The organism is Kaistella faecalis, from assembly GCF_019195395.1.
In the GTDB taxonomy this organism is placed as follows: domain Bacteria; phylum Bacteroidota; class Bacteroidia; order Flavobacteriales; family Weeksellaceae; genus Kaistella; species Kaistella faecalis.
The window spans coordinates 2,604,933-2,631,047 of sequence record NZ_CP078067.1; the positions used below are offsets into that span (position 1 = coordinate 2,604,933).

The 26,115-nt window shown below is 39.4% G+C and carries 24 protein-coding genes; 21 read left to right on the forward strand and 3 right to left on the reverse strand.

The genetic code is table 11. From position 1 onward, the window contains the following. Window position 1 precedes the first annotated feature (1 nt). From KTV93_RS12215 to KTV93_RS12255, 9 genes are all read left to right on the forward strand, one after another. Window positions 2–2,098 carry an McrB family protein gene (locus KTV93_RS12215; protein WP_218249241.1) on the forward strand — a complete coding sequence of 699 codons (2,097 nt, stop codon included), beginning with the start codon at window positions 2–4 and terminating at the stop codon, window positions 2,096–2,098. A gap of 3 nt (window positions 2,099–2,101) precedes the next feature. Then, complete coding sequence (locus KTV93_RS12220; RefSeq protein ID WP_218249242.1) at window positions 2,102–3,781, forward strand: hypothetical protein; 1,680 nt, start codon at window positions 2,102–2,104, stop codon at window positions 3,779–3,781. Window positions 3,782–3,796: 15 nt separating this feature from the next. Then, window positions 3,797–5,899, forward strand: a complete 2,103-nt coding sequence (locus KTV93_RS12225) for a Piwi domain-containing protein (protein ID WP_218249243.1) — start codon at window positions 3,797–3,799, stop codon at window positions 5,897–5,899. An 18-nt stretch (window positions 5,900–5,917) separates the two neighbouring features. Next, entirely contained in the window at window positions 5,918–7,174 is a 1,257-nt protein-coding gene (locus KTV93_RS12230; RefSeq protein WP_218249244.1) for a protein NO VEIN domain-containing protein, read from the forward strand. 97 nt (window positions 7,175–7,271) lie between these two features. Continuing rightward, on the forward strand, window positions 7,272–8,303 hold the full coding sequence (locus tag KTV93_RS12235; RefSeq protein WP_218249245.1) for a hypothetical protein: 1,032 nt from the start codon (window positions 7,272–7,274) through the stop codon (window positions 8,301–8,303). A 49-nt stretch (window positions 8,304–8,352) separates the two neighbouring features. Continuing rightward, window positions 8,353–9,204, forward strand: coding sequence for a hypothetical protein (locus KTV93_RS12240; RefSeq protein ID WP_218249246.1), 852 nt, complete (start codon window positions 8,353–8,355; stop codon window positions 9,202–9,204). A 35-nt stretch (window positions 9,205–9,239) separates the two neighbouring features. Next, window positions 9,240–9,539 carry a hypothetical protein gene (locus tag KTV93_RS12245; protein ID WP_218249247.1) on the forward strand — a complete coding sequence of 100 codons (300 nt, stop codon included), beginning with the start codon at window positions 9,240–9,242 and terminating at the stop codon, window positions 9,537–9,539. Then, window positions 9,505–10,059, forward strand: a complete 555-nt coding sequence (locus tag KTV93_RS12250) for a hypothetical protein (RefSeq protein ID WP_218249248.1) — start codon at window positions 9,505–9,507, stop codon at window positions 10,057–10,059. Before KTV93_RS12245 ends, KTV93_RS12250 begins: the two co-directional genes overlap by 35 nt. A 54-nt stretch (window positions 10,060–10,113) precedes the next feature. After that, on the forward strand, window positions 10,114–10,389 hold the full coding sequence (locus tag KTV93_RS12255; RefSeq protein ID WP_218249249.1) for a YopX family protein: 276 nt from the start codon (window positions 10,114–10,116) through the stop codon (window positions 10,387–10,389). Between the two features lie 698 nt (window positions 10,390–11,087). Here KTV93_RS12255 and KTV93_RS12260 read toward each other — a convergent pair. After that, window positions 11,088–11,744, reverse strand: a complete 657-nt coding sequence (locus KTV93_RS12260; protein WP_218249250.1) for a hypothetical protein — start codon at window positions 11,742–11,744, stop codon at window positions 11,088–11,090. A gap of 503 nt (window positions 11,745–12,247) precedes the next feature. Here KTV93_RS12260 and KTV93_RS12265 point away from each other — a divergent pair. The 5 genes from KTV93_RS12265 (at window position 12,248) to KTV93_RS12285 (ending at window position 20,023) form a co-directional block, all read left to right on the forward strand. Further along, entirely contained in the window at window positions 12,248–12,889 is a 642-nt protein-coding gene (locus KTV93_RS12265; RefSeq protein WP_218249251.1) for a DUF6266 family protein, read from the forward strand. Window positions 12,890–13,485: 596 nt separating this feature from the next. Further along, window positions 13,486–14,964, forward strand: a complete 1,479-nt coding sequence (locus KTV93_RS12270; RefSeq protein ID WP_218249252.1) for a helix-turn-helix transcriptional regulator — start codon at window positions 13,486–13,488, stop codon at window positions 14,962–14,964. A gap of 771 nt (window positions 14,965–15,735) precedes the next feature. Then, window positions 15,736–18,168, forward strand: a complete 2,433-nt coding sequence (locus tag KTV93_RS12275) for a hypothetical protein (RefSeq protein WP_218250548.1) — start codon at window positions 15,736–15,738, stop codon at window positions 18,166–18,168. An 87-nt stretch (window positions 18,169–18,255) separates the two neighbouring features. Further along, window positions 18,256–18,891, forward strand: a complete 636-nt coding sequence (locus KTV93_RS12280; protein ID WP_218249253.1) for a hypothetical protein — start codon at window positions 18,256–18,258, stop codon at window positions 18,889–18,891. 676 nt (window positions 18,892–19,567) lie between these two features. Continuing rightward, window positions 19,568–20,023, forward strand: a complete 456-nt coding sequence (locus KTV93_RS12285; protein ID WP_218249254.1) for a hypothetical protein — start codon at window positions 19,568–19,570, stop codon at window positions 20,021–20,023. Between the two features lie 65 nt (window positions 20,024–20,088). Here KTV93_RS12285 and KTV93_RS12290 read toward each other — a convergent pair whose 3' ends face one another. Then, complete coding sequence (locus KTV93_RS12290) at window positions 20,089–20,316, reverse strand: hypothetical protein (RefSeq protein ID WP_317206434.1); 228 nt, start codon at window positions 20,314–20,316, stop codon at window positions 20,089–20,091. 135 nt (window positions 20,317–20,451) lie between these two features. Continuing rightward, window positions 20,452–20,694, reverse strand: coding sequence for a hypothetical protein (locus KTV93_RS12295; RefSeq protein WP_218249255.1), 243 nt, complete (start codon window positions 20,692–20,694; stop codon window positions 20,452–20,454). 506 nt (window positions 20,695–21,200) lie between these two features. Here KTV93_RS12295 and KTV93_RS12300 point away from each other — a divergent pair. From KTV93_RS12300 to KTV93_RS12330, 7 genes are all read left to right on the forward strand, one after another. Beyond that, on the forward strand, window positions 21,201–21,368 hold the full coding sequence (locus KTV93_RS12300) for a hypothetical protein (RefSeq protein ID WP_218249256.1): 168 nt from the start codon (window positions 21,201–21,203) through the stop codon (window positions 21,366–21,368). Next, entirely contained in the window at window positions 21,355–22,263 is a 909-nt protein-coding gene (locus tag KTV93_RS12305; RefSeq protein ID WP_218249257.1) for a universal stress protein, read from the forward strand. The genes KTV93_RS12300 and KTV93_RS12305 overlap by 14 nt, the downstream gene beginning before the upstream one ends. A 14-nt stretch (window positions 22,264–22,277) precedes the next feature. Next, complete coding sequence (locus tag KTV93_RS12310) at window positions 22,278–22,712, forward strand: GNAT family N-acetyltransferase (protein WP_218249258.1); 435 nt, start codon at window positions 22,278–22,280, stop codon at window positions 22,710–22,712. A gap of 4 nt (window positions 22,713–22,716) precedes the next feature. Then, window positions 22,717–23,817 (forward strand): alanine racemase, encoded by a 1,101-nt coding sequence (locus tag KTV93_RS12315; RefSeq protein ID WP_218249259.1) that lies wholly within the window; start codon window positions 22,717–22,719, stop codon window positions 23,815–23,817. A gap of 131 nt (window positions 23,818–23,948) precedes the next feature. Further along, a complete protein-coding gene (locus tag KTV93_RS12320; RefSeq protein WP_218249260.1) occupies window positions 23,949–24,833 on the forward strand; it encodes a helix-turn-helix domain-containing protein in 885 nt (294 codons plus the stop codon). 11 nt (window positions 24,834–24,844) lie between these two features. Then, window positions 24,845–25,051, forward strand: coding sequence for a hypothetical protein (locus KTV93_RS12325; RefSeq protein ID WP_088469023.1), 207 nt, complete (start codon window positions 24,845–24,847; stop codon window positions 25,049–25,051). Window positions 25,052–25,253: 202 nt separating this feature from the next. After that, window positions 25,254–26,099, forward strand: a complete 846-nt coding sequence (locus KTV93_RS12330) for a mechanosensitive ion channel family protein (protein ID WP_218249261.1) — start codon at window positions 25,254–25,256, stop codon at window positions 26,097–26,099. Window positions 26,100–26,115 lie beyond the last annotated feature (16 nt).

Consider the following 26,115-nt stretch of genomic DNA (forward strand, 5'->3'; position numbering starts at 1 on the left):
TATGAAGTATATTAGTGAATCGTTTGTAATAAAATCATGGCATAACCTAATCATCAAAGGTGCGGAAGATAGGCTTCAGTTGAATAAATTTTTTGGCGTTTTAGAATTATTGCAACATCTTGATATTTCATCAGAAGAACCCATCAAGCCGAATAATCAATATAATGTAAAAGTGAGCGAACTCTCGACTTCACTTCAAAATAAATATTCTTTTGATGAAGGAAACAAACGGACATTCACATCCTCAGATATACTCAGTATCATATTTCCTACTAACTGGTCGGATAATTTAAATAACATAACTTTAAAACAGCAGAAATTACCATTAGAACAAGTGGTTGCAGTTATGTTTCAAAATCGTCCTTTTGAAGATAGCCAAACTACACTTGATCTTCTTAAAACTTTTGGTTCTGAATTCCATATTGAGGAGCTAATAACCACTTTTTTCTCTGCAGAAGATATTGAAATTGAATTTCAGCAAAATCGACCTGCTCGAGTTAGTATTATTAGTAAAATTAAAGAATTATTAGAAATTTCAGATGATTCAAAACACACGTTAGGTTTTGATAAAAACTTAATACAGGCCAATCCTGGTGAACTTACTCGCGGTCCGTTTATACAGCCACTTTATTCAGGTCAGGAGAATCTGAAATATATCTTTTTGGCGAATTTTGACATATCCCAATTTTATAATATAAATTCTTTACAGAAGGCAGAAGATCAGACAACATCGAAAGATGAATCGCTGTCCTCAAGTGATCCTTTCCAAGACTTAACGTCAAATGACATTATAAATTTATTTGCAAGTTGGCTTACACGAAGAGAAAGAAATAAATATTTTAACAACGATTTAGAAAAAACTAAAGAAGCATTAAACGAGTATTCAGAGAAGTATTATGAGTCTTTTAATGAAGATTTATTCAAGGTTGATTTCCATCAAGTACAAGATTTTATTTCAAAGCTTGATAAAAACCTTTTCGATGCCGATACTGCTTTCTCCGAATTTAGTTTCAAAAGGTCCAACCACCAGCCGCGAGCAATTTTAGGAAAAGAGAACTATCAAAGGTTTTTATTAGAATTAGAAAATAAAAAATTAAGAAAGGAGCCAGGAGCAAATATTATTTATTATGGGGCACCTGGTACTGGTAAATCTTATACCGTTAACGAAATGATTGCCGGTAAACATACCGACTTTGTGGAAAGAATAACATTTCATCCAGAATATGATAACGCTTCTTTTGTTGGAGGTTATAAACCGACTAAAGTTGATAATTCAGATCCTAGCAGCGATATTACTTATGACTTTGTTCCGCAAGCGTTCACCAATATTTATGAGAAAGCATGGTTAGATCCTTTTAACGATTATTACCTTATAATTGAAGAAATTAACAGAGGGAATTGTGCAGAAATTTTTGGAGAAATCTTTCAACTATTAGATCGAAATTCAAACTATACTGTTTCACCATCAAACGAACTTAGAACATATTTAATAAGAAAATTTAACAATAATAGTTCTCATCCTGGAATTACTAATGGTCTTAAATTACCGGGTAATTTGCACATTTATGCAACTATGAATACGTCGGATCAGTCATTATTTCCAATGGATAGTGCATTTAAGAGGCGATGGGAATGGCATTATATTCCGATTTGTTATGATGAGATAACAGATCAGGGGGAGCCCAATCCTTCATATAATTACGAAATTAAGGTGGATAATGATTTGCATTACAGTTGGATTGATTTTATTTCCATTGTAAACAACAACCACATAAAAAATAACCCATCGTTAGGAATGGATAAGTGTATAGGTAATTACTTTATTAAACCGGATGAAGTAAATAAGATCACTATAAAACCATTTATTAATAAGGTAATCTTCTACTTGTGGAATGATGTTTTTAAAGATGAAGACAACATCGTTTTTGAGGAAAATATATCCTATGAAGAATTCTTCCCGGTAAATACAAAAGGAAAAGAAAAAATTAAAGAAATGTTTAAACGTCTAGGTCTTACATCAATGGAAGTAAAAACTTCCGGGACAGATTTACTTGCAGGTGAAAAGGCAGAACATAAAACAGAAAACGGAGAAGCTTAGAAAATGCACATCCTGATAGAAGGTGAATATTATCCGGCCAAGCAACTGGAAGAATTGTTTGAGGATCCGAAATTCTACAAGCTTAATGGTTTGGAGGGAAGCATAACATCTGTAGGATATTATCATTCTTTCAGCAAAAACACATTGGTATTTATGCTCCCAAAAGTGTTTATGGAAGATGGACACCAGACTGTTTTTGGTTGTAACACCACTGAATTAAAGGACTTAATTAAAAATGAGTCAGTAAAACACAAGACAGAATACAATTGGGTACGTCAATTATCAGTCTACTTTTACAACAGTCTTTTAGAATACCGAAAGAGGTACAATCAGAACATTATTCTTCACAATACAGAAACTTTTGAGCTGAACACTAATCTGGGGGATAAAGAGTATTCTTTCCTAGACTTGCTTTTAAGCTTTGTAAACTTTTACAAAAAAAATAAGCAGCAGATTCTCTTCAAGCATATAGATTTCATTTCCAGTCAGGCAAGAAAACCTAAATGGGAAAAGACAATCCGTAAATCATTACCAATGATGGTGAATGGTAAAACCCCAATTTATACAGAGATTTCAAACAGGAAAAAAGTAATAAACACAGAAGAAGAGCTGTTAACATACTTTTTTTCAATTCTGAATCATCTTAACAAAAGCAATGATTTAAACTTAAAAATTGATAAATCATTTAGGATTATCGAAGGTGGTGCATTTGATAGGCTGTGTGAAAATGGGTTATCTAAACTTCGTAAAATTAAGTATAAATATTTCAGCGATACGCTTCGCAGAATGTTTGTGTTGTGTGAAATGTATTTTTCGATTTATGATAGGAGTAATGTCAAAAGGAAACGGGAAGATTATTTGTCGGTGAGCAACTACAATCTCGTCTTTGAAGATATGGTGGATAAACTCTTTTCTGATGACGAAAGGGAATATCAGGTAGATGGGGTAACAATAGAAAATCTGAAGCATAATGATGATGGAAAGATTATTGACCATATTTACGATCACCAGTCATTGGTAGATACGAGTAATATATTTTACATTGGCGATTCCAAATACTATAAATCGGGCAGCCAGGCAGGAAAAGTCTCAAAATACAAGCAATTTACTTACGCTAAAAATGTAATTCAGTTCAATATTGATTTGTTGAATAGGGATGGGGAGCAAAAGCTGAAACCATTGCGTTATCGTGATGAGTTAACAGAAGGCTATAACATTTCTCCAAATTTCTTTATTTACGGTTATATCAGCAATATAGAGGATTACGAAGACGATTCAGTTAAGAGATATGGTGATGTCGTAGACTCATTTCACTTTAAAGACAGACTGTTCGACCGGGATACTCTCTTTGTGCATCAGTACAAAATCAATTTCCTGTATGTTTTAAAAGCCTACACCCATGCCAACAGTAATGAGATAAAGAATTTCCGGGATAAAACCAGAGGAAAATTCAGAAAGCATTTTATTGATTATTTTAACGACGAAAATGCCTGTAAATTTGAATTCTATGAATCTCTTTTGCCTGAAGGAGATCATAAGGATTTTGTTGAAAAAAACTTCCGGCAATTAAACGGCAAATGTTTCCGCACAGTAGACAATAGATTACTCCTGGCTAAACACAATGTTGATAACTCCTTATCAGACTTACTCTTAAATTTCAAAAAAATGGGTAAATTGGTATAAAAATACAGTTTACCGATGAATCAAAACCTCCACTTCAACATCCTTACATTTAAGCTGCCAACGGAGCAGCTTACTTTTTATTTCACCAACGAGGACGCGGATGGGCTCGTCAGGTATCATATAAAAGCAGTGCCGGATGAGGTCGTCGGATATTTTGGAGAGCAGGAACATTACTACACCTCATTTACAGAAGAGAAGGATGGATTCATACCGGTAACCAAAAAAACAGTTCCGGATAGAACAGCGGAACGCACAAAGGACGGAACAGAAATTTTCCGCAACGTACACAACTCCGCATTCACACTTTCGGTATTGAAAGCATACTATAGCGCTGAAATTGCAAAGTATTTTAATTCCCGGGGGTTCCCGGTAATGCCAAACTTTATAAAAGCAATTGAAGTGTGGCTTCCTGCAGATACAAAAGATGCTGCCGGAAAATATAAGCTGTACCGGAAATTTTCCTTAAAAGTGCAGAAAAGTCTGGTCTCAGATGATTGGGAACTGATGGTTGTATTTGAAGGAGTTTCAAAAGTTTTTCAGAAATCCCTTACAGAACTGCAGGATCTGATTCCTTCAAAGGCGCTGAACTGGGTAATTCATGAAAACAGCCTATACAGGTTTGCAAATATTCCGGTTAGCGTGCGCAGAAACCTTGATACTGTGTATCCGGTCTGGAATTTCGATATAAGAAGCGCGATTCATGAACGCCCCGCTGCACCGGAGAGAGGAAATAAATACCGGAAATTTAAAGAAGAAATTGAAAAGCTGTATAATGAACACCTGAATACAGAAGAATTTCGGGAGATCATCACAATCGGTTCAAAGGGGTTTTACAAAGTACCCGATAAACTCATAGGGATGGTAAGCAGCGGCAGTAATAAAATGGTGTTTGGCAATAATGAAAAAGACATCAACCCAACCAGTGGCCTCACCAATCACGGACCGTTTGATGTGTCAGATGCAGCCGTAATTGAATTCTTCTATATTTTTCACGAAGATAATACAGATGCGGTTACAAAATTACACCGCTATTTTCAGGGAAAGATAAATACATTCAAAGGACTGGATAAGTTCATACTTACACCGTATGCATTTGATAAAAATCTGAAAATTACATTTAAGAATAAAAACAATCCCTGGCCCGAAGTCAGTGCCAGTCTTCGCGATCTTAAAACCTCCAAAGACATACGCTATGTTGCGATATATGTGAGTCCTTTCACCAAAGAGGAAGCGACTCCGGAACAGAAAAAAGTATATTACCACATCAAGGAACGCTTGCTGCATTTGGGAATCCTTTCCCAGGTAATCGACGCACAGAAAACAATGAATAACCGGCTGTTCGAATACAGTGCGCTGAATATGGCGATTGCGATCCTGGCAAAACTCGATGGCATTCCATGGCAGCTGAATACAGATTTAAGGAAAGAACTCATCGTGGGAGTAGGAGCGTTCCGCAACACAGAAAGTAATGTGAAATACATTGCAAGTGCTTTCAGCTTCAACAATACCGGCCAGTTCAACTGCTTCGACCATTTTTATGAGAACCAGACAAAAGAACTGGCAGGTTCCATCATTCATAAAGTTAAAGAATATACGAGCATTGATCCTACACTGAAAAGATTGATTATTCATTTCTATAAATCGATCAGCGAAAAAGAGATAGCACCCATTGAAGAAGGACTAAAGAATTTGGGAATTCACATTCCCGTTTACATCGTTTCCATCAATAAAACAGAGTCAACGGATGTAACAGCTTTTGATAACTCAGATCCTGTGCTGATGCCCTTCAGTGGAACATATATTAATGTTGGATACCGGAAATACATTCTGTTCAATAATACGAGATATTCAGACGGATATTTTAAAGCAAGTAACGGGTATCCTTTCCCGATAAAACTCGAACTTTTCTGCACAGAAAAACACCTGTTGAACGATACCCGAACAGTAAAGGAACTCATTGAGCAGGTTTACCAGTTCAGCCGAATGTACTGGAAATCCGTAAAACAGCAGAACCTTCCTGTCACCATAAAATATTCCCAAATGGTAGCCGAAATGCTCCCGCACTTCCAGGGCACCACAATCCCCGAATTCGGAAAAGACAAACTCTGGTTTTTATAAACTCAAACAACCCTAATAATGAATATTGACGAACTAAGAGAACATCAGGCCGGTCTTGAAAAAAATATGGATAGTATTAAAGATGACAGGAAAGCTCTGTATAAAATAAGGGATAGTTTTGCAAAATACTACACACAGGAACGGATTGAAAAGATGCCATTGGATGATTATGTTTTAGGTAAAAAACATCCGGATGACAAGTTTAATTTTTGCTATACATTAGAAAGACAGTTAGATGGCTTAGGAAGAATAGTGGGATCTACAGCGCAGAAACTGGGTATCTATTATGGTGTAACCAAATCGGATAAGACATACAAATATCGATATACAAAAAAATTTGGCGAGACTGAAGTGGAAGCTTTCTCCAATATAAAGCAGGCAATTATTGAGCTGATTAATTTTGGTAAGGAGGAGAATTTACCAGGAATCGTAAAAAATAAAATATCGCCAATGTTTAAGGGTAAAATACTCTGTACCTATTTCCCCAACAGGTATTTAGACGTATTTGCAGATGAACACCTTACGTACTTTTTAGTTCAGCTTAATCTTGATACACCTGAGTTGTTGCAATCAAACCCCGTTTACAAAAGAGAAGCTTTAATAGCTTTTAAAAACGAAGATCCGGTAATGAAAGAGTGGCCACTGGATATCTTCAGTCATTTTCTTTATAATTATTATCCCAAGCGACCAACTGTTAAAGAGCCAAAAAACAAACCGAATAAAATTTTGGATGAATACCTTACTCCTGAATTTCCAGCTGAATATCAAACAGAATGGGTACAATTGGAGATGCAGGACCCGGGAGAAGTTTCAAAGAAAGGCACTAAGCCGAGAGGGGGAGGAAATCCTGATTATGAGAAAGAAGCGAGAAAGCTTAAGAGATTAGGAGATAGAGGTGAAAAATTAGTGATGGAGATGGAGATAAAGCGGCTTCAGAATTTGAATTTGCCTGCCTTAGCAGCGAAGGTAAAAAAAGCGGAATTTGATTATTTAGGGTATGACATTCAATCATTCGAAACTAATGGTGAAACGAGATATATTGAAGTCAAAGCTACCAGATCTAAAGTCGGTACAGCAAATTTTTTTCTCTCCGAAAATGAACTTACTAAAGCAGAAGAATTAAAGAACTATTACATCTATATGGTATACGATATTCTTTCCACTAAGCCCAAGATTTGGGTTATTGATAATCCTTTCAATCCTGAGAATGATAAGGTAGTTAAAACTCCTGTCTCATATAGAGTAATGGTTAAAGCTAAAGACACTGGGAAATAATAGTTAGGTTAGGCACTATTCATCATGGTTTTATATGCAAATGGAGTCCTTATATAAATAAATCATAATACAGAGTAACAATAAAACACTAATTTAAATGACAACACAGGAAGAGATAGAAAAAGTTCACGGGGGAGGAACTCACGTTGTAATTTTGGGAGCAGGCGCTTCATTCGCAGCTACTTTGAGAAATCCAGAGAAAAACAAACAGCATCTTCCTTTGATGAGGAATATTGTTGATATAGTAGGATTAAATGATGTAGTTGATGCTTTACCGGAAGAGTATAAAAAATTACGGAATAATTTTGAAAAACTGTATAGTAACTTGTATAATGATAAAAGATTTATTGAAGAGCGGGGATTTATTGAGAGGGGAATCTATCACTACTTTAACCAGTTGGAACTGCCTGATGAACCGACAATATATGATTATCTGGTTTTATCTTTGAGGAATAATAAAGATTTAATAGCAACATTTAACTGGGATCCGTTTTTATATAAGGCTTTCATAAGGAATAATAAATTTGTAAAAGGTCCTGGCATCAATTTCCTACACGGCAACGTAGCAATTGGGTATGATGAAGAGAATAAAATATCCGGTCCCGCAAATTGGTCATCTAACGAGTTCAGGAAGAAATTTGAACCTACACAATTGCTATATCCAGTAGAAAAGAAAGATTACAATTCTGACGAGTACATTGCCGGTCAATGGGAAAGCTTATCCGATTATCTTAAAATTGCTCAAAGAGTAACAGTATTTGGTTATTCTGCACCCGTCACTGATGTTGAAGCGATTGATTTGCTGAAAAACGCGTGGGGTGATATTGAAGATAGGGCAATGGAAGAGTTTGAGATAATTGATATAAGAGATGAAGAGGAGGTGGTGAAAGCTTGGGATAAATTTATTCATACACATCACTACCATTATTGCAAGGATTATTTCGAATCTTCATTAGCTTGGCATCCGCGAAGAAGTGTAGAGAGCTATCGACATTGGGCAATGCCATTATCACCGAATGAGGTATTTCAGGATGGAAATAAAATTCCAGAAGACTTCAAGACGCTGGAAGAATTGTGGGAGTGGCATGTTCCCCTCATAGAAGCTGAAAAGAGATTTTATGAATCTTAATTGTAGCAAGTCTAATTAATTTTATAACCATCAGAATAATGTTTAATTAATGGAGCAATCATTCACCCGAACTTTTAATAAAATATTTGTTATTGAATCACTTGATGAGTCTGACAGTAAAACAGGAAAAATGCTCTTTGACGATATAATCAGTAGGCTTGCAAAGTATGGGGACGGTAGTTTTACGTGTGAATACTTAGATATAAGTAACCGTGCTGAATTTGATGATGCAATGATAAAAATCGCAATTGAATGCGGTAGAGGTGTTAAGCCAATTTTACATTTGGAAATTCATGGCTCAGAATTAGGTCTTAAATTAAAAAATGGAGATTTGATACCTTATCCCATATTAGCAATGCAGTTGTCAATATTAAATCGCGGATGTAAGAATAATCTCTTTTTAACAATGGCTGTGTGTCATGGTGCAATGATTTCATTCAATATACAATTGAGCGAGCCTGCTCCATTTTTAGGATTTATTGGTGCCTATAATGAAGTTTCAGATTATGACATTTTGTTAAAGTACACTGAGTTTTATCAGGAGTTTTTAATAAGCAGGGATTTTGATAAAGCTTTTGAATATTTTCTTAAAGTTAATGCGGTTGATAGTAAAAAATGGCATTTAATCGATACTTATGAGCTATTTGTAAAAATATACAAAGATTATGTCAAAGAAAAACTGGATCCTAAAAAAAATAAAGAGCGTGCTAAATTGGCGTTGAAACCATACCATTTCATAAACAGGCGAGAACGTCGAAAAAAAGAGAGAAACTTTATCGAGGTATTAAACAATTCAAAACAGCACTTTTATAAGGAACATTCAAGAAAATTTTTTATGATTGATTTATATCCTGAAAACGAAGGACGTTTCAATTTGCCATCTAATCATACAGATTTATAAATTATAACTCCTACTCTTTAAAAGTAAGTAACAAAATGACACAGGAATACAGAAAACACCTTTTAGCAACCATTAACAATCTGTACGAAGCAGAGCAGTTATTATTTACAAGTGCCCTCAATCTGGTATGGGAAGGAGAACTGTCTCACCTTAAAGAAGCATACGAAAAAGGGGATGTAATGGAATTTAACATGAAATTATTACGGTCGGTTAATGACCCGAATGTAAAGAATCTTGTCGCACTGATGACACCATTACTGGATGCAGCGGAATCAATTAAAAACTTAAACGGTATTACAGATGAAGAACTCGGCTGGGAAGAAGACGATCAGTGATATGCAAATTGGTGAGATTGATACTTCACTGAAAGACTATAAATATCAACCGAAGCTGACAGAAAAATTAGAAGGTTTATTTGAAAACTTTACCCAGGAAACCATCAACGAAATCGTTCTTTGGAAGGTAAACAGGTATTCTGAACTGAACCCTGAAACATTGAATCTGCTGAATCAAATCAGCAAGGACGATAAAGAATTAAAAGTGGACTTAACAAAGGACCTGCTGAGGAAATTACTTGACACTCCCGGAATAAGATTGCCAATGGCCTCTACCATCTTAAGATTCAAAAACCCCAATATCTACCAGATCATTGACCAGCGTGCCTACCGTTTCTTAATTGGCAAAGATTTAAAAAATTATTTCTCCAATATAGATCAGCAGATTGAATATTATCTGAAATATCTCACAGAATTACGCATCAAATGTGACGAAAAGAAAATACCCTTCGAAAAAGCTGATAAGTTGTTGTATCAGTTAGATAAAAAAAAGAACAGCGGACATAACATCAAAACATAAATTCAGTACCATAGATCAATAACGGTGTTACTGGAAACCAAATAATCGAAAGGCATGAAGGATTTACAGAGACATTTTACGGGCATTAAGGATAAGAACAATAATAAGATATTTGTAGGCGACATCCTGCGGGTAACATATGGCAATGCGGATTCAAACTTTTCTGAAAATGAACTGGTAATTTGTAAAGACGGAAAATTTCTGCTTGATCATGAGGATGGACAATCCACCTTCGATTCACCACATTTTTCCTTAGAAGTAATTGGAACACTGAAAGACAATCCTGAACTGTACAATGACAATTTCCGAATCTCATTTGACAGCGATTAGAATATAGCGGACTGAAACTGAAACTTCAACTCGGGCAGATTATTCTAAGGGCGGTTATATGGTGTTCGGGCTTTTTGCGAGCTCTGCAGTCTTCCGGCAACTGACAACCCTATACAAAGCTCACCACAAAAAAAATGCAGCGGCAATGCCAGGTGGCTATATTTTTTTGCGGTTCGGGGTTGCATTTACCTACAGCCTTTGTGTCACAAAAAAGCCCTCATCGTGGGAGTATATTTTTCAGCCCTCAACTTTCCCATCGCATCTGAAAAAATATACACCCACCTGTTTCAGCGTGCCGCTGGTCGGGTTGGGTGCACCTTCTTGTTTAGTGCGCCTACACTCCGTTCCGGCTTTTTTCTAAGGTGTGCAGTCCCACATCCGCAGGAGTATGCAGCACCAATCCCTCCACATATACCCCTGCTGCTGGCCACCCCTCCGCACGCTTTTTGGCACGCGTCATAAATCGAAGGGTAGTTTTCCAAATCGAAAGGAAGAAGGCGGAATTAAAAGAATAAGTCAGTCCCATTAATTTTCCCACGACCTTCCCATGTTCCTCCAGCACACAGCCGGCATTCCCTTCTTGCATTCTGAATCCCAATTCATTCCTGCCGTCTGCGAGCTTCCGTCACCGCTCACAGCAGTATGCCGTTGCGTCGTTCCTCCGCACCGTCATATCGCTGTCTTTCCCACAGCTTCCTTTATTCATTCAGAACCTGGCGGTGCGTTTTTCCACGCAACAGGTCATCGATTTGACTGTCTAACAAATCAACTTCATCCATATATCTGATACGGCCTTCAAACCGAGCCTTCGATAGTGCAAAGTCCCTGTATTCGCTGTATACTCCGCCTTTCAGGAAAATATTGATTGACGTAGTGTTTTCTTCGATTTCATACGACACACTCTCTACAAAAAAGTAATCGGTACCCACCAGAGCTTTCATGAAATGGAACATGAATGTTTCACCTTTTCTGGGTATCGATGGTAGACTGAGCTTAAAATTCCCATATGAGTCAAAGTATGCACATGAAAGCGTTGCCGTTATTTCGTGAAGTTTACAGAACAGTTCAGGATATTCCTCATTAAGGATGAAAATATCATCATAGATTTCTTTGAACCATTTGGTGACTTTCGCTGTAGGGAAACCGCTAAGTTGTGCAAGCTTGTTAATCTTTATGCCGCTTTCAGGGTTGTAGAAGTCATTTTCAAGCAGCAGCAGCAGGAAATCATTATAAGGCTTACCATTCTTGATGCTATATAACAACTCGCTCCACTTCGACATGGATTGCAGACAATGAAAATACTCCAACGTTCCTGCCTTATGTTCGAATTTGGGCCTATCTTTTCTTCTTGTCATTTTTATCTTAAAATTACCAATAAAACACAAGATAGGTTCCCAGAAAAAAAACAAAAAAAGAAAGTAAAGTTATACCGTTGGGAAAATGCTATGACAATATCAAGCCCTTCCGGGTTTTTTGAAAAAAATCCCGACGTGAATTAAAATACGTCCATATTTTTTTCAAAAAAATATTGCACCACATTTTCCCTCCAGCAGGGTAGTGCACTTTCTTTTTTTTCCTTTTTTCTTTTGAAAAATTTTCCATTAAATAAGGGCACTCAATCACGGTTCCCGCTACAAAGCAAAATCCTCCCTTTTTTGTCTTGACTCGAATGTAATTTATTATGACACAAATGCTGCTGTCAAAAATTTTAACTGATAACGAATGCAAAGAACCGCAACCCTCACCAAGGCTCTTAACCTGCATAATCCTTGTCGTATCTTAGTATCGGAAGGTCGGAACCAAGTAAACTCCGTACCAAGTCCGAAGATTTATTAATTTATAAAAATTTCATATCCAAATGGGAAAAATAAAACAAGGTATCCTAGGAGGTCTTTCAGGCAAAGTAGGAAACGTAATAGGCGCAAATTGGAAAGGTATTGATTATCTCCGCATCAAACCTTCAAGTGTTGCAAACCCGAGAACACCAGGGCAGGTAGACCAGCGTTCCAAATTCTCCACAGTGTTGAGGTTCCTACAGCCGATGACTGACTTCCTGAAGGTAACCTTCAGACAGTATGCTTCAGGGATGACACAGTTCAATGCTGCCATGTCATACAATCTGAATAACGCGATCAGTGGTGCGTATCCGAACTTTGCGATTGATTATCCAAACGCATTGGTGTCCAGAGGAAACCTAACAACTCCTGCTGATGGCGCTGCTACTTCTACTACAGCTGCTGAGCTGGATCTTACCTGGACGGATAACTCCGGTACCGGTAGTGCAATGGCGACGGATAAAGCATTGATTGTAGCGATCAATTCAGTAAGAGGGGAAGCGGTATTTACAACTGCAGGTCCGGTGAGGTCAGCCGGTGCAGCGCTTTTAAACCTACCGGTAGAGTATTCCGGGGAAAATCTTGAAGTCTATCTAGGATTTATCTCCGAAGATGGCTCCAAAGTCTCGAACAGCGTTTATTTGGGATCTGTGTTAATTGCGTAGAGCGATTATGTATTCTTGTCAGGAACTGCTCCAGAAATGGGGCAGTTTTTGTTTACCAAAATTAGTGTTTGTACTACTTCTATAGTCCTTATATGCCTATTTTAGGCGATTCTTGTTGCTAACCTGTTTCTATCACAAATCTAATGTATTGACAATCAATCTATTATAGCCAGTAATAAAGTTTTGTATCGGCAAATAACCTGCTATCAGAAAAACGCAACACTCCGGAATCTCAGATCCCGGAGTTTTTTTACGCCAATCGTCCATCCTTTGGTTTGTTCCCTGTATTTTCGCGTTTAATCATTACGCCTGCTGCCGGAACTTCTTTCGAAACATAGAGGGCCTCTACTCAAAGAAAAGGTCAATGTGGTTTTTGAAAAAAAATGTTCTTATTTTTCGGTCATACCTATTAGAATATCCCGTACTTAGACGATATTTCAGATAAAAATGCTATTTTTGTGCTATAAAACACAATATTTAATGAAAAAGAACTATTTCCTATGATTTTTTTCCCTTCGGTATGCCATCAGGTGGCGTTATGGGTTTTAAGTCTTTCACGTTTTTTTGATTCTTCATTTAATTTTCCACATAAGAGAATGAAAACGACACTCACTGTATTTTTTATTTTCATTACGGTTTCTCTTATATCCTCTCAGAAGCCAGTCTCACATTCCAAAATAGACAGCCTTACCCATATGGTAATGAAAAGTGATATGTTTAATGATGAAGGACTTTATAAGGCAAAAGAACTTTATTACCGGGCAAAAGAAGCTGACTATAAAAACGGACAAATAAGGCTGCTCCTGCGGATTGTGGATCTTCAGGTCGGGAGTGTCGATCTGGTTGGAGCATTGGAGCATATAAAGATTCTTAAGCCTCTTGCTTTATCGGTAGACGATTATGAAAGTTATATATCAGCATGTGGTTTAGAAGCAAAGATATTTTTCTTGGATAAAAATTTTTCTCAGGCAAAAAGCATTTTACATGCCGCGGAAAACTATCTTCCCCAAATAGATGATCCTGAAAAAAGAAGAAAAGCGAAAATAGAAATCAATATTTATAAGTGGTACACTATTGAAAATGCGAAGTTTCCCCAGGATTCTTATATGGACTCCCTGGTAAGCATATCGAAAGGCATTTATAATGAATCTGTGCAGATCATCAACCCTGATCAGAGAGCAAAAAGGATTTTACTTTCAGCCAATTTGCTTACCACTTCCCTGACCCAGTTAAAGAGGTATAAAGAGGCTTACCACTTTATAAAAATTGCCGAAAAGCAGGTCAGATTTTTAGGAGACCAGTCTTTTTTAGGGGTAGATTTTTATGCCGCTAAAGGTGATCTTGAATACAGTTATAAACCCGATGGAAAACACGCTGCAGACAGTGCTCTGGCTTCATACAATAAGGCCATAGCGATAGGAGAGCAACTCAATTACTCAGCACAGACCAAGAAACTCTATGCCAAGGTGGCTAAAATATACCAGGCTAAAAAAGATTTCGAAAAGCAGATGGTTTTTATGGACAAGTACATGAACCTGAAAGACAGTTTAGAAATTAAAAAAGGAATTGCCCTGGGCGATTTAAAGAGCAAGGTTTATGAGGTAAAAGATTACCCGAATGAGGGCAGGGCATTTTCAGGAGGTTCAAAGAATTTTTATACCGCAGTGGGAATGGCTTTTCTGATCTTTGCTTCCGTTTTAGGTTTTAAAAAAATCGGAACGCTTAAGAAAAAGAGCGTTGGTGAAAAATTATCAACCGAAAAAAATATTCCGGACACTTCCTCAAAAAGCATTGCCCATCTTATCGCGTTGGCAGAAAAGAGTGACAAATCTTTTTATCATTCCTTCTTAGAGACCTTTCCCGATTTCGCTGAAAAACTTCTCGCCATCAACGCAACGATGAAATCTACAGATATAGAGTTCTGTGCCTACATCAAACTTAACTTCGAGACCAAGAAAATTGCCGTTCTCAAGAACATGTCGGTAAGGGCAGTAGAAGGCAAAAAGTACAGGATCCGCAAGAAGCTCAATATTTCTGCCGATGAAAATATGTACCTGCGGCTTTCAAAACTGTAAAAACATGGTATTTCCTCACTTTTCAAGGTATTGCTAATCAGCAGGTTCCGCTTTTCGTGTATTTTCGTGTATTTTTCGTGTGTTTTCGGTAACCGCTAAAAAACTGCCCGTAAAAGCAGATTTATATATTTGCCGCGATGAAGTAGAAGGACGGTATAATAATAATGATTAAAGCGTTTTTGCATAGAAGTATAGGCATACGCAATTCATTGCAGTTTTCTCTAACCCCCCGTTTTTTTAAGGTTGGTTTATGAAAATTCTGATTATTGACCATCATCCTTTATACCGTTTTTCGACATAAAAAGATGTTGATAGGCCTGTAAGTTCTCCGGAACTGCAATAGGCCTATATCCAGTCGAAAACTATTCAGCAGGTAACCGATAACGACCGTTTCATTTTTAGGGGTAAAAACAAAGACGGTTTCGGAATCCAGAAAGTCTGGCAACAGACACAATAATGAAGATTCTCTTTTCGCACAAATGAAGAGGATTCTTTAAACACAAATTTAAGACATATCGCAGACCGAATATTTGAGTAAAATATTTTGAATGCCTTATGTAAACACAATGATGAAAAAAATTCCAACAGCACATCGATTGCAGTTGCTCAAAAAGCAGCTGTTTTCTTTGTGCTTTTTCATTTTGGGAATAGCCTGACACTGTATATGTTTTTATGCTGCCGCCGGTAAAACCTGTCAGCGGTAAGGTAAAAACATTTGGTGAAGGGGTGAAGTTATTGTGGATCCAGAAGGATAACTTTAAACATGAATATATGAGAAATTTCCGCAAAATGAATCCTAAAACGGGTTTTCTGGACAAACAGAGTTTCAGAAAACTTAGCAGATTAGTGGCCCTTCTATTCTTTTTAATGTTCGCTCATCAGTATTCGGCACAAAGTATCGATTCTGATGGAGACGGGGTAGCAGACTCCATTGATCTGGATGATGATAATGATGGGATTCCGGATATTTTAGAAAACGGCGCGTGTGGAGTTCCACCTCCAACCATAATACCGGGCAACGGTTTTTTAACCCACTATTTATTTAACGAGACTTTCGGAACCATGAGTACTGTAACGGGCACCAGGAGTGTCAACATGACTACTCTGGGTACCGGTGCCAATACGACCTACAATTATTATGAAGCGGTACTGGGAACCACTCCTTCCAGTTCTAACGACGGTAGCGGACCTCCGAATTCACTGCAGGACGGTAGATATACGATTTTTAATAACATAAGAAACACTGCACAATGGTCATCTTCACTCTGGCAGAATATCGGTGATCATACCAATGGCGGAACCACCCCTACGGCGGGCAGAATGCTTATCGTCAATGCCAGTGCTGCCCCCGGTGAATTTTATAGAAAAACACTCACCAATGTCATTCAGGGAGCGCCCATCAGCGCATCTTTATGGGTGATGAATCTGGACCTGAATACCAGCTCTAATAATAACAGACGTCTTCCGGATATCACGGTAAGGTTTATCCAGGGAGGAGTTACCATTTACAGTTATAATACAGGTGAAATCCCCAGGTACAGTGCAGGAGATGTAAATGCATGGAGATTTTTCAAGAATCCTTCCGTCTTTTTTCCGTCTTCCGGTCAGCCTATTGATGTAGTTTTTGTGAACAATTCACCAGGTGGTGAAGGAAATGATTTGGCGATAGACGATATTATTATTTATCAGAGTTTATGTGATTACGATAATGATGGAATCCCGAATTATCTGGATCTCGATTCCGACAACGATGGCTGTCCTGATGCACTGGAAGGGGCAGGTAACTTTAACCCATCTGCCACAGCTTCCGGAACTTTAAGCGCTCAAACGCCGAATATCAATTTTGGAACAGCAGTAGATGCTAATGGGATGCCAACAGTGGTGGGTGCTGGCGGACAGGGTCTGGGCCAGTCTCTTGATCCATCGAAAAACGACTGTCTGGATTATGACGGAGACGGGTATGCCGACTGGCAGGACTTAGACGACGACAATGATGGGATTCCTGATAAGGATGAATGTATCGGTTTTGTGTCAAGCAACACCAATGGGGTGTGGAAGGGTAAAACTGCATCTAATATTAACATTGCGGCCAACCCTTCGACTACTTCCAGCAGTACCTATCAGTTTTTGGCTACCGATCCCGAAGTGAATTTCAGTGCCAATACCAATGGCGGTACTCCACGGTTTACTACTGCCAGTTCCTCCACCTCTTATACCATTACTTTCAGCAATGCCGTTCCTGCCAACGAAATTGGATTAATGATTCATGATGTGAACGTGAGGGCAGCCCTGTCACCGAACGCGGCTTTTAAAATTGATGTCGATTTTGGATCCGGATTTGTGAATCCTTCCGGTGCATTCGTCAAAACGCTCGCAGGGAGACAGGCAGGAGTTGGCTACGACGTGAATATGGGCGTGCCCAGTTTTCAGGACCTGCCAAACCCTGCAGACACGAGTGGAGGAGAAGATATCTTACTTAAAGGAGTAGGTACAAGATTAATTAAAGCGGTAAGAATCTCCGGCAGTAGTGTAAGTACTGCTGCGCCCGGTTCAGACAGTGTGTCGTATTCCTTTTTCGCTTTTGTAAACTGCGATCTGGATGGCGATGGTCTTCCCAATCATTTAGACTTAGACAGCGATGGCGACGGGTGTTCTGATGTATTAGAAGGGGGTGCAACATTCACAACCGCCCATTTGCAGGACTCTGATTTGCCAGGCGGAAATTCCGGTCCCGGATATACAGGCACTGCCGCATCGGTTATTCAAAACCTTGGCAATACGGTAGGCAGTACAGCAACAACCTTTGGAATTCCTACCCTTGCAGGAACCGGGCAGGGTATAGGCGACTCCCAGAATGCAGGGATTAACTTACAGTGTGCACCTTTCTGCTTTAAGCCGGCTGTGTTAGATGCCGGAAATACCTATCCTGCAAAACACGGTATTACCGCATTAGGAAGAGCGGGTGCAGACAACGGAAACTGGCCGATGGTAAGACAGAGCGCCTGGACGGTTTTAGAATCTAAAGAAAAAGGATTTGTCGTGAACAGGGTAGCCACAACCGCTGCTTTAGCTAATATCACGAACCCGGTAGCAGGAATGATGGTTTACGACGAACAGGCAGACTGCCTTAAAATCTATTCCCTGAAATCCGGTGATCCTGCCATGGCCTGGCATTGTTTCTTAACACCCGCATGTCCTGATTAATCATTTTAAAATAGGAATAAAGGCGGTGGGAGTTCCCAACCGGTATCCCCTCAATATTTTAAAAATAAAGACTTCAATACACACAGCATGAAAAAAATACTATTTACAATAACCCTGTTCAGTTCTTTAACGGCAATGGCACAGGTGGCCATCGGAAAAACCGAATTAAGCAAAGTACCGCCGCTCAATACGGTAACCAATCAAAGTATTTCCCTGGAATTTTATGACCGTGCAGATAATGCCAAAGGTCTCGTGTTACCCTGGACCTCAACGGTGAATAACCAACCTACACCCTACAACGCCGCCACAGGAGCAGGATACAGAGGGATGCAGGGAGCCGTGGCAGACGGCACCATTATTTTAGACCTTTCAGACAGCAAAGTAAAATACAGGAGAAACGGAGCCTGGTCATCTTTAACAGGAGCGCTGCCCCTTTTATCAAACGGAACCCGGTTAAATTCTTTCTTCCCGATAGACAGTTCTTTACAGGACGGCAAAGCAGAGGGAGCACAAGTAAAAACAGCCATAGGAGCAAACGCAGCTGCAGATACTACCGCAGGAATTCTGGTACTTACCGATACCGATAAAGCCATGGTTTTACCGAAAATGCCAAGCCCGCATCTTACCATCAAAAACCCGGCACCCGGAATGATGGCTTATGACACTGCTACACATCAGCTGGCGGTTTTTAACGGAACTGTGTGGAGTTTCTGGAAACCGTAGTGTTTTTTGTGGTAGGTGGGATTGCGGGACTTTACGGTCCCGCTTTCCTTTTTGTCATCAACGCAGTGCGCTGCGGAATGTTTTAATCCTGTTAAACTGTTTTTATTCAATGCTGTACTCCAAAACTCAATAATCTCCTTCTCAGTTGCCCCCCGACAAAAGGTCGGGTTTCAGAGAACTGAGGCTGTTTAACATTTAATGATACCGACAGTGCCCTGATTGGCAAACCTTTGGCAGAGGTGATCATAATTCTGAAACGGATCAGCAGAAATTTTACCGCCAGAGTGAAGAGGTAGCTGGAGACTCCTCCTACGGCGGCAAGCACAGCGGTTTTTAAAAGCTCAATGGAGTTGGTTTATGGCAACAAAGTTTGGGCGGAACAAAACTCCAACATTGGGAATTTTTAAAGCAAACGGACAACACTTATTTAATCCGACTAAAAGAAACTGAATTGTATATTACCGCAAGTTCTGACGAAACAGACAGCCCAATCATTTTAATGCCCAAATTAGACAACAAAAAACAACTTTGGAAAAAAGTCAGACAGACGCCTTGGATATAAAAATGATCATAAAGATTTTCGCGCATTGTTCAATTTGTTATATTTACAATGACCTGTAGTAACAATCCCCGCCAACAGCAAGACCTAACCTTAAGAGAATTTTTAAAACATGATATGGAATTACTTCAACTGGATAAAAATGACAACAGCCATCACAAAATATCAAATGCTGTCGAACAATTTAATAATTTAATCAGATTGCTTCATGATAGAGAGCTTCCAACCGATATTGCTGAAAAAATTAATGGTGACATTACCGCATTAAATTCGTCACCATTCCTTGGCCGTTCATTTTTACATTTATTAAAAAAGAAGCAAAATAAAATTATTACCCTCCTTGAAAAAGAATTAAAACTTGTTCCAAAAAATTACTATAGAAATTTGTGGATGATTCTGGGAATGTCTGCTTTTGGATTACCGTTAGGGGTCGCATTCGGCTTAAGTTTGGGAAATATCGGTTTACTGGCCATTGGATTACCGATCGGAATGGCTATAGGATTGGTCGTTGGTTCCCAATTAGATAAGAAAGCAATGGCAAACGGAAAACAACTGGATATCGAACTGAAATAGAAAAACCTTCTGCCACAGTTACATCTTATGCTCATTCCTTTTGGTGAAAGCTGATGTGTAAATGGTCAGTATCTCATGATATCCCGCATGGATTCATAGGGAATGCCCATATAAGTGCAGAACTCCTGTACAGTGATCACCTGATGTTTTTCTTTATTTAAGACACTTCTGATTTTCAGGATCAGATAGCGGCTGTAGCGCTCGCTTTTTCCGGTGACGCGCTGGATGTCTTTGGGGTAAATGCAGATTCTGGTGATCCCGGGTTTCATGGTTTCGTGTTCTTTGCTGAACAAAGTTTGGAAATCTCCATGAATATCTTTCGGTAGGAGGGCGGTAGTACCGTGATTTTTATCTCATTAAAAAGCAGGGAAATGTCTGAAGCCACACGGTAAAAGCGCCCCGGGATCCGGGACTGCAGGTAGCAGAGATCAGGAAAGTGGTGGCTTTGCGACTAATCTTTTGAATTCACGACACGCGACGTGGTGCCATTTGGTGCTTTCGCCGGGAAGATCCTGTCCTTTCAGGGCATAGATTTCGTTTTCTTCGGTCTCAGCGTCCCGGATCTGCTGTTTGTTTAAAAATTTCTGTTTAAAAATCAGGTAGCCTTTATTCTTTAAAGCTTCCAAAACTTCGTCTCTGTGATATTCAAAACCATTAATATTGATTTCCATGGTGCTGTTGTTAAAAGGTTAGCTGTAAAAAGTGAAATGGCTTTGCAGCCTGTTTAAATCTGCACTAAAAACCGTTCCAAAGTTGACCGCGTGAAAACACTTTTCAGCACCAGTTATAACTTTGGCAAAATGGAAGCGATGCTGCCAAAGTTATAAGAATGGCAGTTACCGCATCCTGCTGGCAAAAGTTCAGGTGAACTTTGCCAAAGTACTTTCACGACGTATAGAACTTTGGCAAAGTGGAGTTGTTTTGACACAGATTTCAGGATATCTTACGGAAAATTAACGATATATGGTAGACTTATTCCCCATTTAAAGAACTTTGGCAAAGTAAATTCATGGCGTATAAAACCTGGCAAAGTTTGAGGCATTCTGGCAACGCTATAACAATGGCAGTTACCGCGTCCTGCTGAGTAAAGTTCACTTTCAGCATCAACGCAGGAAAATACTTTCCGACAGCGATAGCGTATCCGTGATTTTATGGTCAAAAAAACATTGCACTAAAAATGCTCAATTCCAGTTCTCTTCATAAAATTTCAAGAGGATTGAAGGTGAAATATGCGCTCATGGTGCCATTTGCCCTAAGATATACCACGACCAAAACAGTTCTTACCATTCTTTCTCTGTGGTATATTTTACTTTTGCAAGGTAAAAATAATAATGATGACGAATGAAATAAAAAATATTGTAATTCCAGTAGACTTTAGTAAAAATAATGTAAATTTTCTAAAAGCTGCCATAGCAATCGCGAAAAGACATTCAGCGAATATTCACTTAATCAATGTGGTGAAATCCAGTTTACTGGGTACAGGAAGTGCCGGAATCGGCAAGTTTTATTATCACGATAATACGCTGCTGACCAATTCTGAAAATCTTTTGGATCAGGTAAAGAAAAAGTTGGAACATGCTGGTTGCACGCAGGTAGAAACATACGCTGCGGCGGGCTCGGTTGCCCGCAGTATAACGGAATATGCCGTTGAAAAATCGGCAGATCTTATAGTTCTTGGAGTAGATTATCCTAAAAAACGTCCGGGATTTATCGCTTCCAACGCCTACGAGATTATTACCAATACTTTTGTTCCTGTAATTTCCGTACCGTATCACTGTACGAAACATGAATTTCAGCACATGCTGTTTCCTGTGAGGGATACTGAGGGTGTAATTTCCAAACTGCAACCTGTTTTGCCTATTGCAAAGCGGAACAAATCAAAGATCAGCCTCCTCGGTATTGCTTCAGATAAAATCCACAACTCTTTGCTCTCGGTTAGCAATACCATTGAATTCTTAAAAGTAAAACTCGCCAGGCAGAAGGTGGATTATGCCCTGCAGGAAGTGTCGATTGCCGCCAATGCCGAAGACCGGATTCTTCGGGCCTGTAAAAGCTGTAACGCAGATTTGGTGGCGGTAAATGTAACGACCGAAAAACCGCTGGCAAAAATCTTCCAGAACAACTTCACCGAAAATATCATTTATAAATCTGATATCCCGGTTTTATTCTACAGAAAGAAAAAGCCAGAAGATGCCCTGGCACAATTTGTTACCATTCCTTATCCAATGTTCCCGGTTTAATTTAAAAATACACAATGCAAATTATAAAATTTTCAAACACCCTGATCCCTCAATCCTACAGAAATGAAATTGCTTTATTTCTGGAGGAGCACCTGCAGCAGTACGGCGATTCTTATGAGGATATTTCGCTTGCTCTGGATTATGTTTCAGATACGTCCGGGAGCAAAGGCGGGTATCTTCTGGTGGCACAGCAGGATGATGTGGTCACCGGTGCTGTGGTCGTTAACAAAACCGGAATGTCCGGATACATCCCCGAAAATATTCTGGTGTATATTGCCACCCATCATGAGTACCGGGGAATGGGCATCGGCAAAAGACTGATGGAAGAAACGGTGAAAGTTTGCGACGGCAGTATCGCACTGCACTGCGAACCGGATAATCCTGCGAAGAAACTTTACGAAAAACTGGGCTTCAGTTCAAAATATCTGGAGATGAGGCTTGTAAAATAATGTCATGTCAATTGTCACCTTAAATAAAGATAAACTTACACACAATTTCAATTTTCTGCAGAAACTTTTTTCAGAAAAAAATATCGAATGGAGCGTTGTTACCAAGGTACTCTGCGGTAACGAAACCTTTCTTCAGGAAGTGCTGTCGCTCCCGATCGAAGAATTTTGCGATTCCCGGATTTCCAACCTTAAAAAGATTAAAGCGCTTTCCCCGGAAGCGCAGACTGTTTATATAAAACCTGTACCTTTTACGTTCGTGGAGGATGTACTCAGTTATGCTGACGTAAGTTTTAATACCGAAATCAATACCCTCACGCTTTTGTCCCGTAAAGCTGCTGCGCTTAATACCGTACATAAAACAGTGATCATGATCGAAATGGGCGAGTTGCGGGAAGGTGTCGTAAGGGAGCGGCTTCTGGATTTTTTCGCAAAAGTAAAAGACCTTCCCCATATTGAAATTGTAGGGATCGGGACCAATTTAACCTGTATGAACGGGGTGTTGCCCGATGATGAAAAAATGCGGGAACTCTATGAATGCAGGCAGGAGCTTGAAGAGATGTTCGGGATCAGAATTCCCTATATTTCCGGTGGTGCCTCGGTCGCCATTCCCCTGATCATGAGTGGGGAAATGCCGGAATATATCAACCATTTCCGGGTGGGCGAAACGTTGTTTTTTGGAACCAATGTTTATGATCATTCTGATATTGAGGGAATGTGCCAGGACGTATTTAAACTTCATGCTGAAATTATTGAGATTAAAGAAAAACCCAATATTCCGGAAGGGAAGTTAGGCTATAACCTTACCGGTGAAAAGAAAGACTTCAGCGTTGAGCCGAAAAATTCCACCAGCAAACGGGCTATTATTGATGTAGGGCTTCTTGAAATGAATCTTAAGGATTTGAAGCCCATAGATGAATCCCTGAAAATTGTAGGCGGCAGTTCGGATATGCTGGTGCTGGATATTGAAGATGCCCACCGGAATTATAAGGTGGGGGATTTTATAACGTTCAATATCAATTATATGGGTTTGCTGAGTCTGATGAATTCCGACTATGTAGAAAAGAAAACCGTAAAAACCGGTCGTGAGCAATTAAATCCTGCCTAAATCCAATAAAAACATCTCCGATCTTCATATTTTTTCATCATATTAAATAAATCATCACACGGTAGCGGTAAAATATACCATTATTTATTTTATGGTATATTTTATCTTTGCATCCTAAGTGTATGATACCGATGAAAAACACCAGTCCTCCAAGGAAATACTCCATAAAGAACATCAAGAAGACTCCCCAGCATGTGGTAGATTTCAATTTTTACTCCTTTGAACAGTTTCTGAAGGATGCGGAACATCTTACAAAATCACACCGGCACGACTTTTATACCTTTGTGCTCACCATTGATGGCGTGGGTTCGCATATTATAGATTTTGAAGAGTACGAAATCAAACCCAGGCGGCTGTTCTTCATCAATTATGACCAGATTCATTCCTGGAAGTTAGACGGGCCAATCCACGGGAAAATTATTCTGTTTTCAAAGTCGTTTTATAACCTTATTTATACCGGTAACAGTGACATTAGGAGTGACACGGCGCTGGAAATCCTGCCTACCTACGTTGATATAGAGGAAGAAGATTTCTCTTCCTGGCTCTCCGTCTGCGGGCATATTGAACATGAGTTTAAAAAATCTGAAAAGTTTTCGGAAGAGGTGATCTGTCTTTTGCTGAAGACCTGTGTTTTAAAAATGGAGCGCATAGCGGAAAATTCCAACCCGGCAAGCAGCAGGACCGACCACAAAAGTATGCTGGTTGATGCGTTCAAGAAACTGGTGAATGTGAATTTCCGGGAACTTAAAACAACAAGTGATTACGCCCACGAGCTGTCGATAACGGCAAATTACCTGAATGCCCTTGTAAAGGAGTCACTTGGGAAACCTGCAGGGACTGTCATTCGAAACCGGGTCATACTCGAAGCAAAAAGACTCCTGTTGCATTCGGATCTCTCGGTACGACAGATCTCTCTGGAACTGGGATTTACAGACAATTCGCACTTCGGAAAGTATTTTAAGAAAAGTACCGGTCTTACGCCAGATACGTACAGAAAAAATTCGATTAATAATTAATATCAATATTTATGAAAAATAACAGTTCAACACACCATTCAAAAAGCAGAACAGACCTGTTTTACCGACAAAAGCCCGAAAGTCTGAAATTAAGACATACGGGGATTTCAACGAAAGTGGATTCAAATTTTGATTCCTTTGGACTTATTACCCTAACCCATATTGAAGCGGAAAAACCAAAGGAACACAATGTAAGAAACGGGAAGGTACGTCCATAAAAAAGTCACCGGACCGGGGGCTGCCGGAACTGATCAATTGACCTCAGGTCCAGTGGCCTCCGGATGCCTGCATTCACCATGAGGTATGGCAGGCAGTTTGCGTAGGTTTGGCGCGGGAGTAATCAGGTGACAGAAACCATCAGTTCTTCAAGGGCATGGTATCACTGATTAATCCCTGCATTGCGGTACGATAAAAAGAAATATGGAAACCAACAAACTTTTACAATCCTTTCAGGAAAGCTGGAACAGTTTTATAGACCGGGTGCCCGAAATCCTGATGGCCATACTCATCATTGCCATTGGAACTTTCGTAGCCAATAAAATATCAGATCTTGCCCGTAACACGATCAGAGGTAAATCCAGAGACCCACTGATGACCAATTTTCTGGTGAAAGCCATTAAACTTGTTTTTATAACGGTCGTTATTATGTTTGCCCTAAGAATTGCAGGACTGGACGGTATCGCCACCGGACTTTTAACGGCGGCAGGGGCTTCTGCGGTAATTCTGGGTTTCGCCTTTAAAGATGTTGGCGAGAATTTTATATCAGGGATCATCCTTTCCTTTAACAGGCCTTTTAATCTGGATGATACGGTAAGCATCGGTGATATTTTCGGTAAGGTGAAAGCAATGGAATTCCGATACACCAAACTTAAAACTTTCGACGGTAAAGTGGTGTATATCCCGAACAGTGATGTCATCCGAAAGTCCGTATTCAATTTCACCGAAGACGGCTTTTTCCGTATGGAGTTTATGGTGGGTATTGCCTATGAAAATGATATCGACAGCGCTAAAAATATTATTTTAGAGACCATTGAAAAACACCGTCTGGCTTTGCGGGACCCCGACCATGAGCCTTTCGTGCTTACCGACGAGCTTGCCACCAATGCAGTCAACATCAAAGTGTTTTTTTGGGTAGACGCGGAAGATTACCGCCGGGATGCCCTGATGATCCGCAGCGAAATGATCGATCAGGTAAAAATCAATCTGCTCTCCACTGGCATCTCTATGCCTGCAAATATTCAGGAACTCAAATGGTATAAAGAATAATGAATTAAATTTGCGG

Excerpts from the sequence above, each read along its gene's own strand:
- KTV93_RS12240 (WP_218249246.1), top strand. The coding sequence starts at position 8,353 with ATGGAGCAATCATTCACCCGAACTTTTAATAAAATATTTGTTATTGAA.
- KTV93_RS12230 (WP_218249244.1), top strand. The coding sequence starts at position 5,918 with ATGAATATTGACGAACTAAGAGAACATCAGGCCGGTCTTGAAAAAAAT.
- KTV93_RS12325 (WP_088469023.1), top strand. The coding sequence starts at position 24,845 with ATGAAAAATAACAGTTCAACACACCATTCAAAAAGCAGAACAGACCTG.
- KTV93_RS12215 (WP_218249241.1), top strand. The coding sequence starts at position 2 with ATGAAGTATATTAGTGAATCGTTTGTAATAAAATCATGGCATAACCTA.
- KTV93_RS12265 (WP_218249251.1), top strand. The coding sequence starts at position 12,248 with ATGGGAAAAATAAAACAAGGTATCCTAGGAGGTCTTTCAGGCAAAGTA.
- KTV93_RS12245 (WP_218249247.1), top strand. The coding sequence starts at position 9,240 with ATGACACAGGAATACAGAAAACACCTTTTAGCAACCATTAACAATCTG.
- KTV93_RS12310 (WP_218249258.1), top strand. The coding sequence starts at position 22,278 with ATGCAAATTATAAAATTTTCAAACACCCTGATCCCTCAATCCTACAGA.
- KTV93_RS12255 (WP_218249249.1), top strand. The coding sequence starts at position 10,114 with ATGAAGGATTTACAGAGACATTTTACGGGCATTAAGGATAAGAACAAT.
- KTV93_RS12280 (WP_218249253.1), top strand. The coding sequence starts at position 18,256 with ATGAAAAAAATACTATTTACAATAACCCTGTTCAGTTCTTTAACGGCA.
- KTV93_RS12285 (WP_218249254.1), top strand. The coding sequence starts at position 19,568 with ATGGAATTACTTCAACTGGATAAAAATGACAACAGCCATCACAAAATA.
- KTV93_RS12300 (WP_218249256.1), top strand. The coding sequence starts at position 21,201 with ATGCTCAATTCCAGTTCTCTTCATAAAATTTCAAGAGGATTGAAGGTG.
- KTV93_RS12250 (WP_218249248.1), top strand. The coding sequence starts at position 9,505 with ATGAAGAACTCGGCTGGGAAGAAGACGATCAGTGATATGCAAATTGGT.
- KTV93_RS12220 (WP_218249242.1), top strand. The coding sequence starts at position 2,102 with ATGCACATCCTGATAGAAGGTGAATATTATCCGGCCAAGCAACTGGAA.
- KTV93_RS12330 (WP_218249261.1), top strand. The coding sequence starts at position 25,254 with ATGGAAACCAACAAACTTTTACAATCCTTTCAGGAAAGCTGGAACAGT.
- KTV93_RS12275 (WP_218250548.1), top strand. The coding sequence starts at position 15,736 with ATGAGAAATTTCCGCAAAATGAATCCTAAAACGGGTTTTCTGGACAAA.
- KTV93_RS12295 (WP_218249255.1), bottom strand. The coding sequence starts at position 20,694 with ATGGAAATCAATATTAATGGTTTTGAATATCACAGAGACGAAGTTTTG.
- KTV93_RS12260 (WP_218249250.1), bottom strand. The coding sequence starts at position 11,744 with ATGACAAGAAGAAAAGATAGGCCCAAATTCGAACATAAGGCAGGAACG.
- KTV93_RS12305 (WP_218249257.1), top strand. The coding sequence starts at position 21,355 with ATGATGACGAATGAAATAAAAAATATTGTAATTCCAGTAGACTTTAGT.
- KTV93_RS12235 (WP_218249245.1), top strand. The coding sequence starts at position 7,272 with ATGACAACACAGGAAGAGATAGAAAAAGTTCACGGGGGAGGAACTCAC.
- KTV93_RS12225 (WP_218249243.1), top strand. The coding sequence starts at position 3,797 with ATGAATCAAAACCTCCACTTCAACATCCTTACATTTAAGCTGCCAACG.
- KTV93_RS12315 (WP_218249259.1), top strand. The coding sequence starts at position 22,717 with ATGTCAATTGTCACCTTAAATAAAGATAAACTTACACACAATTTCAAT.
- KTV93_RS12270 (WP_218249252.1), top strand. The coding sequence starts at position 13,486 with ATGAAAACGACACTCACTGTATTTTTTATTTTCATTACGGTTTCTCTT.
- KTV93_RS12320 (WP_218249260.1), top strand. The coding sequence starts at position 23,949 with ATGAAAAACACCAGTCCTCCAAGGAAATACTCCATAAAGAACATCAAG.